At 57.6% G+C, this 13,398-nt stretch carries 13 protein-coding genes; 9 read left to right on the top strand and 4 right to left on the bottom strand.

Features of this window, described 5'->3' with window-relative positions; all coding sequences use genetic code 11:
* Window positions 1-48 precede the first annotated feature (48 nt).
* Window positions 49-648 carry a TetR/AcrR family transcriptional regulator gene (locus tag AC2FLG_RS07940; RefSeq protein ID WP_496705779.1) on the bottom strand — a complete coding sequence of 200 codons (600 nt, stop codon included), beginning with the start codon at window positions 646-648 and terminating at the stop codon, window positions 49-51.
* Window positions 649-1,305: 657 nt separating this feature from the next.
* Between AC2FLG_RS07940 and AC2FLG_RS07935 the strand changes: the two genes are divergently transcribed.
* From AC2FLG_RS07935 to AC2FLG_RS07895, 9 genes are all read left to right on the top strand, one after another.
* Complete coding sequence (locus tag AC2FLG_RS07935) at window positions 1,306-2,688, top strand: trypsin-like peptidase domain-containing protein (RefSeq protein ID WP_496705778.1); 1,383 nt, start codon at window positions 1,306-1,308, stop codon at window positions 2,686-2,688.
* 4 nt (window positions 2,689-2,692) lie between these two features.
* Window positions 2,693-4,006, top strand: a complete 1,314-nt coding sequence (locus AC2FLG_RS07930; protein ID WP_496705777.1) for a replication-associated recombination protein A — start codon at window positions 2,693-2,695, stop codon at window positions 4,004-4,006.
* 109 nt (window positions 4,007-4,115) lie between these two features.
* Window positions 4,116-5,159, top strand: a complete 1,044-nt coding sequence (locus tag AC2FLG_RS07925; RefSeq protein ID WP_142639807.1) for an RluA family pseudouridine synthase — start codon at window positions 4,116-4,118, stop codon at window positions 5,157-5,159.
* Entirely contained in the window at window positions 5,156-5,827 is a 672-nt protein-coding gene (locus tag AC2FLG_RS07920) for an HAD-IA family hydrolase (protein WP_496705776.1), read from the top strand. Before AC2FLG_RS07925 ends, AC2FLG_RS07920 begins: the two co-directional genes overlap by 4 nt.
* A gap of 4 nt (window positions 5,828-5,831) precedes the next feature.
* Window positions 5,832-6,539 (top strand): ATP12 family chaperone protein, encoded by a 708-nt coding sequence (locus AC2FLG_RS07915; protein ID WP_282022297.1) that lies wholly within the window; start codon window positions 5,832-5,834, stop codon window positions 6,537-6,539.
* Window positions 6,540-6,745: 206 nt separating this feature from the next.
* Window positions 6,746-7,762, top strand: coding sequence for an amino acid ABC transporter substrate-binding protein (locus AC2FLG_RS07910; protein WP_142639749.1), 1,017 nt, complete (start codon window positions 6,746-6,748; stop codon window positions 7,760-7,762).
* 127 nt (window positions 7,763-7,889) lie between these two features.
* Window positions 7,890-9,158 (top strand): amino acid ABC transporter permease, encoded by a 1,269-nt coding sequence (locus AC2FLG_RS07905; RefSeq protein ID WP_496691910.1) that lies wholly within the window; start codon window positions 7,890-7,892, stop codon window positions 9,156-9,158.
* Window position 9,159: 1 nt separating this feature from the next.
* Window positions 9,160-10,464 (top strand): amino acid ABC transporter permease, encoded by a 1,305-nt coding sequence (locus AC2FLG_RS07900; RefSeq protein ID WP_496705775.1) that lies wholly within the window; start codon window positions 9,160-9,162, stop codon window positions 10,462-10,464.
* Window positions 10,465-10,476: 12 nt separating this feature from the next.
* On the top strand, window positions 10,477-11,268 hold the full coding sequence (locus tag AC2FLG_RS07895) for an amino acid ABC transporter ATP-binding protein (RefSeq protein WP_142639743.1): 792 nt from the start codon (window positions 10,477-10,479) through the stop codon (window positions 11,266-11,268).
* Between the two features lie 47 nt (window positions 11,269-11,315).
* Here the strand turns inward: AC2FLG_RS07895 and AC2FLG_RS07890 are convergent, their stop codons facing one another.
* From AC2FLG_RS07890 to argB, 3 genes are read right to left on the bottom strand one after another with little or no spacing between them, the layout of a single operon-like run.
* The gene (locus tag AC2FLG_RS07890) at window positions 11,316-11,813 is read right to left on the bottom strand and encodes a SixA phosphatase family protein (protein WP_496705774.1); all 498 of its coding nucleotides are present in this window, start codon (window positions 11,811-11,813) and stop codon (window positions 11,316-11,318) included.
* A complete protein-coding gene (locus AC2FLG_RS07885; protein WP_496705773.1) occupies window positions 11,810-12,484 on the bottom strand; it encodes a ferredoxin in 675 nt (224 codons plus the stop codon). The genes AC2FLG_RS07890 and AC2FLG_RS07885 overlap by 4 nt, the downstream gene beginning before the upstream one ends.
* Window positions 12,485-12,504: 20 nt before the next feature.
* On the bottom strand, window positions 12,505-13,368 hold the full coding sequence (gene argB, locus AC2FLG_RS07880) for an acetylglutamate kinase (RefSeq protein WP_496691913.1): 864 nt from the start codon (window positions 13,366-13,368) through the stop codon (window positions 12,505-12,507).
* Between the last annotated feature and the right edge of the window lie 30 nt (window positions 13,369-13,398).

Genomic DNA, 13,398 nt, shown 5'->3' with positions numbered 1-13,398 from the left:
TGGAGCCAGTCGCAAGTCCGCTCTGCTCTTGGTATGTGTCAGCTTTAGTCAGGGCCCGAGAAGCGTTTGCAAATGTCTGGTTGCTGCTTCAGCGCGCCTTGCCAATGTTCCCGGATCGGGCTTTTGTGTGCGCCCGATCGCGCGCTGGATCTGTAGATCACCAATCAACAATCCCAAATACAAATCAACCACGTCCGATATATCGTTTCTGACTAGCTCTCCATTGGTTCTGGCAGCTTCAAACAGCTGTGCCAGGAGAGGAAAAATTGTTTCCCGGCCTGCCTCTGACAAGGCTTTACCTAGTTGGCCGGTTGGGTCAGCTGCGGCCGCGCGATTCAGAGAAACCGCCTTCTCGCCCAATATGATATCCAACAATACCGGCCCAAAGGCGTCGAGTGTTTCGATCGAGGCTTCACGCTGTGCAAGCGCGTTTTCAAGCAACGTTTTTGCTTCTGCAGCGTTTCGTGACACCAAGGTGCGGAACAAGCCAAGCTTATCGCCATACCAGTTGTAGAGTGTTTCGTTTGAGCAGCGGGCACGTTTGGCGATGCTCAGCATCGAAGTTCCCGCGAAACCTTTTTCTGCGAGCAGTTCATAAGCCGCTGTTTCGATCTGTTCCTGCCGGGCAGTGCGTAGGTGATCTTTCAATCTGGCCTCCTGAATGGTGTTGACACTAAGCCGTACATTGGGTTACGGCTTAACGCAACCGTACACTTTGTTACGGAAAAAGGAGGCGAATTTGATTTATGAGAAAGATCGGGCGGCCAATGCTGCTTTGTTGACACTTATCGTTTTGCAGATCGTTATGCTGAGCGCTCTCTATGCCGGAGTACCGCCACATCCGCCCACAGCTACACCACTGTTTGGGATCGCGCCTTTTATTGGAGCCGCACTCAGCGCAGCCTGCGCTGCGATCCTCCTTGGCGCCACGGAAACAAAGGCCGGTATATGCCTGACACTTTTAGCAGCACTTCTTGCTTCGGTTTCCTTCGGACCGCAAAAGTACGCAGACGCGCAGTTTCCCCTGATCTGGCCCGCAGTACTCGTAGGGCAGGGGGCCATACTTACGCTTGTCGTTTTGGCATACAGATCGGTTCGCTTGAAACCGAGACAGCTCAGCTAATACCTAACCGTCTGACTATGAACGTCGTAGTCAGGCGGTCGGACATGTCAAATGTGGCTGGACTGGCTTAATCTTGTCTGGGTGGTGATGACTGAAGTCTGGCAGAAACTCCAATACCGCGCTTGCAAACCCAGACATCGCGCCGCATATCCAAAACAGTCCAAAAATTTTCGGGAACTATGATGCTTCGCGCCACGGCCTTCGCTTTATCGCTTTTGTCTGCCTCTGCCGCGGCGGAAACCAGGGTGCCACGTTCTCAGGCCGAAATCAGCCTAGGGTTTGCGCCGGTGGTGAAACAGGCCGCGCCGGCTGTGGTGAATATCTACGCCAAGATCGTGCGCGAAGGGCGCTCGAATTCACTGTTCTCTGACCCGTTCTTTCAGGATTTCTTTGGCGGCGGCTTTGGCGAACCGCGACCGCGCGTTCAGAATTCGCTGGGGTCGGGTGTGATCCTGACGGATGACGGTTATGTGGTCTCTAACTATCATGTTGTTGGTTCAGCGACAGAAATACGGGTCGTCACGACGGACCGGCGCGAGTTTTCGGCCGAGGTGGTTCTGGGCGATCAGGAAAGCGACATCGCCATTCTGCGTCTGAAAGATGCCGAGGCGTTGCCTTCGATCGACATGCGGGATTCCGATTTGGTTGAGGTGGGTGAATTGGCTCTGGCCATCGGCAACCCGTTCGGCGTCGGGCAGACGGTATCATCGGGCATTATCTCGGGGCTGGCGCGGACCGGTACGGCGACGGGCAATGCGCGGGGCTATTTCATTCAGACGGACGCGGCGATCAATCCCGGCAATTCGGGCGGGGCGCTGATCGATGTAAACGGTGATCTGATTGGCATCAACACCTCGATCCTGACACGTTCTGGCGGATCGAACGGGATCGGCTTTGCCATCCCTGCCAATCTGGTTGCCGAATTCCTGCGGCAAGCGCAGGCCGGCAATGACAGTTTTGTCAGCCCCTGGGCCGGAATGGCAGGGCAGCACATGAGTGCGGATATCGCTGAGTCTCTGGGCTTGGTCATCCCGCAGGGTGTGGTGATTTCGGATCTCCATGCGCTCAGCCCGTTGGCCGAGGCAGGGTTGCAGGTTGGGGACGTCGTGACCCATGTCGACGGGGATGAGGTCAACTCGCCGGCAGAGATGAAATTCCGCATGTCAGTGGCCGGTGTGGGCGGCACGTCGGTGGTGACGCGACTGCGCGGCGAGGACCGAGCTGAACTTGAGGTCGCTTTGGTCAAAGCGCCCGAGGTTCCGGCAGCGGAAGTGACGACGCTGAACGATGAAACCGTGATGCCAGGCCTGACCGTGTCGCGGATCAACCCTGCTGTTATCGCGCGGCTGGGGCTTTTGCTGTCGCAGACGGGGGTGGCTGTGGTCGACGCGGGCCGCTATGGTGGTCGGTCCGGGCTGCGTCCGGGCGATGTGGTCGATAGGATAAACGGCGCGCGGGTCGAGCGACCTGCTGATGTCGTGAAGGCGCTGACCGATCCGGGGCGTCGGATCAATCTGGATATCCTCAGGGGCGGGCGGCCGGTTTCCCTGCGGTTCAGGCTGTGACCGGATGAGTGACCTTTTCGATACCGGGTCATCTGACCCTGCGCCGCCTGTACATCGCCCGCTGGCCGACAGATTGCGCCCGCAAACGCTGGCCGAGGTGATCGGGCAGGAACAGGTGTTGGGCTCGGATGCGCCTTTGGGCGTGATGCTGGCCTCGGGCAGTCTGTCGAGCCTGATATTCTGGGGGCCGCCCGGTGTCGGCAAGACCACGATCGCGCGGCTTTTGGCGCAAGAGACGGACCTGCATTTTGTGCAGATCAGTGCCATCTTTACTGGTGTTCCCGACCTGAAGAAAGTGTTCGAAGCTGCGAAGATCCGGCGTCACAACGGGCAGGGGACGTTGCTGTTCGTTGACGAAATCCATCGCTTCAACAAGGCGCAGCAGGACGGGTTTCTGCCGCATATGGAGGATGGCACGATCCTTCTGGTCGGGGCGACCACGGAAAATCCATCGTTCGAGCTGAACGCCGCTGTGCTCAGCCGGGCACAAGTGCTGGTGCTGGAACGGCTCAGCCCTGCCGATCTAGAACGCCTGACGCAACGTGCTGAAAAAGAATTGGATCGCGCGTTGCCACTGGACCCGGCGGCCCGAGCTGCGCTGCAAGAAATGGCCGATGGCGACGGGCGCGCGCTGTTGAACCTGATCGAACAGGTGGCCGCGTGGAAAGTTGAGGGCCCGCTGGACCTTGAAGCCCTGTCGACCCGGCTCATGCGCCGTGCCGCGAAATACGACAAATCTGGAGATGAGCATTACAACCTGATCTCGGCCTTGCACAAATCGGTGCGAGGATCCGACCCCGATGCCGCCCTGTACTGGTTCGCGCGAATGCTGACGGGAGGCGAGGACCCAAGGTATCTGGCACGCCGGATCACGCGAATGGCGGTCGAGGACATTGGTCTGGCTGATCCGCAGGCTCAGGCGATCTGTCTGCAGTCATGGGAAACCTATGAGCGGCTGGGCAGTCCCGAAGGCGAGTTGGCTTTGGCGCAGGCGCTGGTCTATCTGGCTCTGGCTCCGAAATCGAACGGAGCCTATGTGGGCTACAAGGCAGCGATGCGTCTGGCCAAGCAATCAGGTAGTGAGCCGCCGCCCAAACATATTCTGAATGCGCCGACCTCTTTGATGAAAGATCAGGGCTATGGTGCAGGCTATGCTTATGATCACGATGCCGAGGATGGGTTTTCTGGGCAGAACTACTTTCCCGAGTCCATATCGCGCCCTGTTCTCTATCAACCTGTCGAGCGTGGGTTTGAACGTGAGCTAAAGAAACGGTTGGACTACTTTGCCAAGCTGCGTTCGCAACGGAAACCAGACTAGCACCGGCTTGACTCTTTGGCCGATGCGCGCGACAGACGCGCATGTTTTCTGGGACAATGTTTACAGCGTGGTCCGGGCGGGTCTGCCGCGCGGCGCAAGGGGCAATGGCATGAGTGGCGTGCAGATGATAACGGTTGCGGATGGGGATGGCGATCAGCGGGTGGACCGCTGGCTGCGGCGTCTGTTTCCGCATGTCAGCCAGGGGCGCATCGAGAAAATGTGCCGCAAGGGCGAACTGCGTGTGGATGGCGGACGGGCCAAGGCCTCGACCCGGCTTGAGGTCGGCCAGGTCGTACGCGTGCCACCTCTGCCGGATGCGGACCACAAACCGGTCGAGGTGAAACCGCGGATCACAGATGCGGATGCCAAGATGATGCAGGCTTGCGTGATTTATCGCGATGATCACGTGATCGCGCTGAACAAACCGCAAGGCTTGCCGGTGCAAGGCGGCAGCGGCCAGACCCGCCATGTGGACGGCCTGTCCGAGGCGCTGCGCTTTGGATATGACGAAAACCCGCGACTGGTGCACCGACTGGACAAGGATACCTCGGGCGTGCTGTTGCTGGCCCGCACACGCGAGGCCGCCAAAGCACTGACCGCCGCTTTCCGTCACCGGGACACGCGCAAGATATATTGGGCTCTAGTCGCTGGGGTGCCGACCCCTTATCTGGGCGAGATCAAGACCGGTTTGGTCAAGGCCCCGGGCCATGGCAGCCAGGGCGAGGGCGAAAAGATGATCCCCGTTCATCTTAACGAAATCAACGATACGCCAGGCGCGAAGCGGGCCCATACACTTTACGCTACGCTATACCGCGTGGCCGGACGCGCCGCCTGGGTCGCGATGGAGCCGATCACCGGCCGCACTCATCAGTTGCGTGCGCATATGGCAGCGATTGGGCATCCAATCATCGGGGATGGAAAATACGGCGGTTCGGGTCAAGAGAACCTTGGCGATGGCTGGGGTGCGCAGTTGGGCGGTGTGATCAGCAAAAAGCTGCACCTGCATGCGCGGCAGGCTTCGTTTCAGCACCCGGTGACGCGTAAGAAGATCACGGTCACCGCACCCTTGCCTGATCATATGAAACACAGCTGGGACACATTCGGATGGGCCGAAGACCTGGCTGCGGATGATCCGTTCGAGTCTCTGCAATGAGCAGACCCTTGCGTCTGGTACTATTTGATGTGGACGGTACCCTGGTCGATAGCCAGGGCAGCATTATTGCGGCCATGACCGCCAGCTTTGATGCCTTGTCTCTTCCGGTACCGGATAGGGCGGGGATCTTGTCCATAGTCGGATTATCTCTACCACAAGCCATGGCACAGTTGGTGCCCGAGTGTTCTGCTGTGGATCAGGCACGGTTGGTAGAGGGCTATAAACAGGCCTATCACGCGCATCGACTGGAACAGGGAATGGCCAGCTCGCCGCTTTATCCCGGCGCGCGCGAGGTCGTCGAGGCGCTACATGCGATCCCCGAGGTTCTGCTGGGCGTGGCGACGGGCAAATCGCAACGCGGTCTGGATGCCCTGATCGAGGGGCACGGCCTGCAAGGCTATTTCGTGACCCGGCAGGTCGCGGATCACCACCCGTCAAAACCGCACCCTTCGATGATCGACACGGCACGGGCCGAAACCGGCGTCAACGCTGCTGATACGGTCATGATCGGGGATACCCGGTTTGACATGGATATGGCCGCCGCCGCCGGTGTCACCGGAATTGGCGTAACCTGGGGGTATCACGAACAGCCTGCCTTGGCCGCTGCCTCTCGTATTATCGAAACGTTTGACCAGTTGCCGGGCGCACTGGACGATATCTGGACCTGAAGACATGAGTGACTGGAAACCGAAACGATTTTGGACTGCATGTCAGGTGGTAGAGGCCGATGGCGGATTTACGGTCGAATTGGACGGTCGTAGGGTCAAAACACCTGCGCGGGCCGGACTTATCCTGCCGACCTTGCCGATGGCTCAGGCCATTGCGGCCGAATGGGACGCGCAGGAAGAACAGGTTGACCCAGGGACGATGCCCTACACGCGTTCGGCCAATGCAGCCATCGACAAGGTACAGATTCAGCACGCCGAAGTTGCAGACATGCTTGCCGATTATGGCGATTCGGATTTGCTGTGCTATCGCGCCGCCCACCCGCAAGAGTTGCAGCAGCGGCAAGCTGAACAGTGGGACCCGGTGTTGGACTGGGCCGCGGAAGCCATGTCGGTTCGCTTGCAGCCCGTCACAGGTATCCTGCATCAGCCGCAAGACGTGGCGGCGCTGGATCAGTTGCGCCGGCGAGTGCATGATTTCAACAACTTCCAACTGGCTGCCTTCCACGACCTGGTCAGCCTTTCGGGCTCGTTGATCCTTGGGTTTGCGGCCACTTCCGATTGGTGTGATGCGCAAGAGATCTGGCGGATTTCGCGGTTGGACGAGCTGTGGCAAATCGAACAATGGGGCCATGACGACGAGGCGCATGAAGCAGCCGAAGTCAAACGTTCTGCCTTTTTACACGCTAAACGCTTCTACGACGTCTCTGATTGATCTTAGATTTCTGAATTTTTACCGCTCTGATGGACATCTGTGAGTTGATCCATCGTTTTCCCTGATCCGACCCTTGACGTTTGTTTATGAATGCGACCAAACTCGTGCGCACTAAAGGGGAGACACCTTTGGGGAAACCTTTCTGGTACCTGAGGTGCCGGATAGAACCGTCCCTGAACGGGATGGACAATCAGGAAGAGGTAAAAATGAAAAAATCCGTAATCTTGGGCGCGGCCACAGTTGCCGGTCTGGCCGCAGGCGCAGCCATGGCGGGAACCGTGGACGACGTCAAGGCGCGCGGTAAGCTGAACTGCGGTGTGACCACCGGTCTGGTCGGCTTTGCCGCGCCCGACGCAAATGGTGAATGGCAGGGCTTTGACGTTTCGTTGTGCCGCGCCGTTGCCGCTGCGGTTCTGGGTGACGCAAGCGCCGTTGAATTCGTTCCGACCACAGGTAAGACACGCTTTACCGCGCTGGCTTCTGGCGAAATCGACATGCTGGCCCGGAACACCACCTGGACCTTCAGCCGCGACGTAGACCTGAAGTTCGAATTCGTCGGTGTAAACTATTACGACGGTCAGGGCTTTATGGTTCCCAAAGCGCTGGGCGTAAGCTCGGCCAAGGAACTGGACGGCGCGACTGTCTGCATCCAGACCGGCACCACCACCGAGCTGAACCTGGCGGATTTCTTCCGCTCGAACAACATCAGCTACGAGCCGGTTCCGATCGAAACCAACGCAGAAGCGCAGCAGCAGTATCTGGCTGGCGCATGTGACGTCTATACCACCGACGCATCGGGCCTGGCCGCAACGCGCGCCACGTTCGAAAACCCCGGTGATCACATCCTGCTGCCCGAAATCATCTCGAAAGAGCCGCTGGGCCCGCTGGTCCGTCATGGCGACCACGAGTGGGGCGACGTTGTTCGCTGGACACTGAACGCACTGGTTTCGGCTGAAGAGCTGGGTGTGACCTCGGCGAACATCGACGAGATGTCTGCTGGCACCGACAACCCCGAAGTGAACCGTCTGCTGGGCAGCGAAGGCACTCTGGGTGAGATGCTGGGTCTGGACGCACAGTGGGCAATGCGCGCTATCAAGGCGGGTGGTAACTATGGTGAGGTCTTTGCCAAGAACATCGGTGAAGAAACCCCAATCGGTCTGGCACGCGGCCTGAACGGTCAGTGGACCGATGGCGGCCTGCTGTACTCGCCGCCGTTCCGCTAATATCCATTGAAGAGGGCGCAGTTCATCCTGCGCCCTTTTTCAATCCATAAGAAACAGTCCCGGTTAGATTGAACAGAGATCAACTCTGTCTGCGAATAACGGGATGACACGGGGATATACATAGGTCATGTCGACTCTCACTGACCCGCCAAAGGAGCAGTTCCGGCTGTCCATGCTCCTTTACGATACGCGGTACCGATCTGCGACCATCCAGGTCATTGCAATGATCGGTTTCATGCTTTTGGCAGCCTGGATCATTTCCAACACCATTCAGAACCTCGAAGCACTTGGTAAACCCGTAGAATTCGGGTTCTTCGGCGAACCTGCAAGTTACGATATCAACCAACGCCTGCTGGAATACGATTCTCGAGACAGCCACTTGCGTGCTGGGCTTATCGGATTGCTAAACACACTTGTTGTTGCAGTTCTCGGCTGTATCACGGCGACGATTATCGGTGTTTTCGTTGGTGTATTACGGCTTTCAAACAACTGGCTGATCGCGCGGATCATGACTGTTTATGTCGAGATGTTCCGTAACGTGCCTGTGCTGCTTTGGATCGTTCTGGCTATGGCCATTCTGATCGAAGGTTTACCGGCACCCAATGCATTCCGAGGCGAAACCCCGACGGCCACGATGGATTTTTTCAACTCTGTCGCCGTCACCAATCGCGGTGTCTATATCCCAGAGCTCCTGTTTTCACGCAGTCTTGGCGATATCCACTTGTTTGGTGCGTCCAGCTTACGCTTCGACATTTCATTGGATCTGGTTGCCTTTCTGGTCGTTTTGGCGGGCAGCATTTTTGTAATGCGCAAAGTATCCGCTAATGCCGCTGCAAAACAGGAAGCAACTGGTGATCGCCCAACCATCTGGCATATTCAGTTGGGCATACTGTTTGTGCCGATGTTGATCCTGCTGACTGCGTTGGGATTCCATTTGGGATACCCGGAACTGAAAGGGTTCAACTTTAAAGGCGGCACTCATTTGCGGAACTCGCTTATCGCATTGTGGTTGGCCCTGTCCCTTTACACTGCAGCTTTCATCGCTGAGATCGTGCGGGCCGGAATTCTCGCCATTTCCAAGGGGCAGACCGAGGCCGCCGCCGCGCTGGGTATACGCCCGAGCCGGATTATGCGTCTGGTGATCCTGCCGCAAGCGTTGCGCGTGATCATCCCGCCAATGATCTCGAACTACCTGAACCTGACCAAGAACTCGTCTCTGGCGATTGCGGTGGGATATATGGATATCACAGGTACCTTGGGTGGCATCACCATGAACCAAACCGGCCGCGAGCTGGAATGCGTTCTACTGCTGATGCTGGTCTATCTGTGCATCTCGCTGAGCATCTCGGCAGTGATGAACTGGTACAACAATAGTGTCAAATTGGTGGAGCGGTAATATGAGTGATGTTTCATTTGTCCGCGCGGAAATGTTGCCGGAGAAAGCGCCACCAGCGTCTGAAGTGGGAATAGTAGGTTGGGTTAAGCACAATCTGTTTTCTGGTTGGTTCAATTCGATCCTGACTTTGGTTTCGCTCTATGCGATCTACTATGTGTTGTCGGGCGTTCTGCCATGGACGTTCCAATCCGTCTGGAATGCCAATTCACTGACTGAGTGCCGTGAGATCATGATGGCAACCTGGGGAGACACCCATGGTCATGCTTGCTGGGCTGTCATCAATGATCGCTGGCTGCAGCTGTTGTTCGGATTCTACCCGAGCCATCTGTACTGGCGGCCGATTCTGGCGCTTGTTCTGTTGCTGGTTGCTCTGGCACCAGTGCTGTATTCGGACCGTGTTCCGAGCAAGTTGCTGATCTTTAGCGCGATCTATCCCTTCCTGATGCCTTGGTTGATGTGGGGTGGTACCATCTGGGGGCCATTGTCGGCGGCACTTGGATTTGTTGCCGGCTGGGCCGTCTACACCGTCGTCAGCAAGCAACAAAGCGAATTGCTCGGGATGATCGGTGGTGCAGTGGCTGCGTTGATCTGGTGGCTGTTTCTATCGAGCCACTTCGTTGGTGCCATGGATTCGATCCTGCCGATCGGTATCGAAGCCGTGCAAAGTCGTCAGTTCGGTGGTTTCATGCTCGCGATCCTGCTGGGTGTTGTCGCCATCGGTGTCTCGCTGCCGATCGGTATCGTGTTGGCGCTGGGCCGTCAGTCGGACCTTCTTATCGTCAAATACATGTGTGTGGGCTTTATCGAGTTCATTCGCGGCGTGCCGCTGATCACGCTACTGTTCGTGGCCTCGCTGCTGTTGAATCTGTTCCTGCCACCAGGCACCAATTTTGACATCATCCTGCGGGTGATGATCATGATGACCCTGTTCTCAGCCGCCTATATGGCCGAAGTGATCCGGGGTGGCCTGGCTGCATTGCCACGCGGTCAGTACGAGGGCGCCGACAGTTTGGGCCTGAACTACTGGCAGGCACAGCGTTTGATCATCATGCCGCAAGCCCTGAAAATCTCAATTCCGGGCATCGTGAGCACATTCATCGGGATCTTCAAGGATACGGTTCTGGTGTCGATCATCGGACTGTTCGACGTGCTTGGCCTTGCCAACGCGATCCGCGCTGATACCGCTTGGAACGGCATCTACTGGGAACTGTTCGCTTTTATCGGCGCGCTGTTCTTCGTCGTCTGCTTCTCCATGTCCCGTTATTCCATGTATCTGGAGCGCAAGCTTCAGACTGGCCATCGTTAAGGAGTTCAACACATGTCTGAACTTGCAATAGACCGCGAAATTGACCGATCCAAGATGCAGGTGAGCGACGAGGTCGCCATCGAAATCAACAACATGAACAAGTGGTATGGGTCTTTCCATGTGCTGCGCGACATCAATTTGACCGTCAATCAGGGCGAGAGGATTGTTATCGCGGGGCCGTCAGGGTCGGGTAAGTCCACCCTGATCCGCTGTCTGAACGCGCTGGAGGAACACCAGCAAGGCACGATCATGGTGGATGGGACGGAACTGTCGAATGACCTGAAAAACATCGACAAGATCCGGTCCGAGGTCGGGATGGTGTTCCAGCACTTCAACCTGTTCCCGCATCTGACCATTCTGGAAAACTGTACGCTGGCCCCGATCTGGGTGCGCAAGACGCCCAGGAAAGAGGCTGAAGAGCGTGCGATGCACTTCCTAGAGAAGGTGAAAATCCCAGAACAGGCCGACAAGTATCCTGGCCAGCTTTCGGGTGGTCAGCAGCAGCGTGTTGCGATTGCCCGTTCGCTCTGCATGATGCCGCGGATCATGTTGTTCGACGAACCTACATCGGCGCTGGACCCTGAGATGATCAAAGAGGTGCTCGACACTATGATCGAGCTGGCCGAAGAAGGCATGACCATGCTTTGTGTGACCCACGAGATGGGTTTTGCCCGTCAGGTCGCCAACCGCGTGATCTTTATGGATGCCGGTCAGATTGTGGAACAGAACGAACCAGAAGAGTTCTTCAACAACCCACAAAGCGAGCGGACCAAGCTGTTCCTGAGCCAGATTTTGGGTCACTGATCCCGATCGGAAGAACCATGAAAGGCGGGGTTTTTGCCCCGCCTTTTTTATTCCGGCAACTCGCGTGGAATGACGAATCCCAAGACATCCCCACTGTGCCACCGAAGCGCGGCCCAGGAGTTGATCTCGAACTGTATGACTGTTGTTGCACAGGTCGGGTAGTCATCGAAACGGCCGTGATCTGGCGCCTGCCGCACAAGCTGTCTAGCGAAGTCGGCGATACCGGCGTTGTGGCCCAGCATCAGCACGGTTTGACCCGTAGCCTGCGACAGGACCCGCATCATGAGATCAGGACCAGCCAGATACAGCGCGCGCTCGAACCGGATCGGATCGGCGTGCAACCCCATCCTGTCCCATGTCTCGCGGGTTCTGACAGCGGTAGAGCTGAGAACCTCATCCGGCAGCCAGCCGTTGCTGCGCAGCCAGTCGGCCACGGCGGGTGCTGATTTGCGCCCACGCTTGTTCAATGGCCGATCATGATCGCTGAGCGTCGGCTCATCCCAACTGGATTTCGCATGGCGGATCAGGATCAGAGTGCGGGTCATGACGGGTGAAAAGACCTCATGTGGTGGGCGGATTGTTCCGGATCGCGTCCGGCCCCGGCGCTGAGAGGGCAGGCGAGGCGCGCAAGGCAGCCACCGGTCATGCAGGTTTGGCCCTGCTCTGTGTTCAGATGCCCGTGGCAGGCCTCAACGTCATAGAAGCTGTGGGTGTTCAGGGCTCCGACTGGGCAGGTCTGAGCGCAAGGGGAATCGCATGTAACACAGGGCGATGAGTTATGGGCACCGGGAATCTCGAATTCCTCATCAAAATGCAGCGCGCCGCGATACGAGATCATCATACCGACCGTGTCATGCACCAAGGCGCCAACAGGGCTGCTGAATGTACGCCCCGATTTCAGCGCCCAGTCGATAAACGGCACATAGGGTGGGCCACCGAATGGGAAATAGGCTTGCGCCCCCAAATCCTGCGCCATCTGATTGACGACGCGGTACGACCACCGGTCAACAGGGTCGGGACCTTGCCATTCAAGGGCTGATTTCAAAACAGGCCAGAACGTGGGCCCTGCACCTAGCAGGATCAGGGTGCCGCTGTCCAATTGCTTGGCATTAGCGCGCCCAGGATGCAACGCACCCATCACGATAAGCCCAACCTCAGCTGCCGCTCTGTCGACACGTTGATAAATGTTCGGAGAAGGTGCGGTTTGTTCTGTCATGTCACCTCCGTCGCAGTCGATCAATCGGGTCGGATCAGCGACCCAGCCCCGTGTTCGGTGAACAGTTCCAGTAGCACCGCATTGGGCGCGCGCCCATCCAGAATGACTACGGCCCGCACCCCACTATGTAGTGCGTCCAGCGCCGTTTCGGTCTTGGGGATCATTCCGCCTGCGATGGTCCCGTCCAGGGTCATCTCGCGGATCTGACCGGCTTTTAGCTCGGTCACGACCTCTCCGGCAGCGTTCTTGACGCCTGATACGTCGGTCAGCAACAGCAGACGGTCTGCCTTCAAGGCCGAGGCGATGGCACCGGCGGCGGTGTCACCGTTGACGTTGAACGTCTCACCTTCGCGCCCGGCGCCCAGAGGCGCAATTACCGGGATCACGTCATGCGTAAACAGATCGTGCAGGATTTCGGGTTTCATCTCGGAAGGAGAGCCAACAAACCCCAGCGAGGCATCGGTTTGATCACAGATCATCAGGCTGGCGTCCTTGCCCGACAGGCCAACCGCAGTCCCTCCCTGTCCGTTGATGGCCTGAACAATGCGTTTGTTCACGAGGCCGGACAGGACCATCTCGACCACTTCGACAGTCGCCTTGTCCGTCACACGCTTACCGTTCACGAAATCGGATTGGATATCTAGCTTGTCCAGCATCGCGTTGATCATGGGACCGCCGCCATGTACCACAACCGGGTTGATGCCCACCTGGCGCATCAGAACCACGTCACGGGCAAAGCTTTCCATCGCTTCATCGCTGCCCATGGCGTGCCCGCCCAGCTTGATAACGACAATGGCCCCATCATAGCGCTGCAGATAGGGCAGTGCGCTGTTCAATGTGGCGGCGGTGGCAATCCAATCCCGGTTCATGTCTCTTGTCTTCATGGCTAAGGTCCCTCTGGCCCACCGTGTTAG

The organism is Ruegeria sp. CDSA193 (assembly GCF_059611885.1).
Note: the sequence above shows the minus strand (reverse complement) of the source record. Positions and strands in the feature narration are given on the sequence as shown.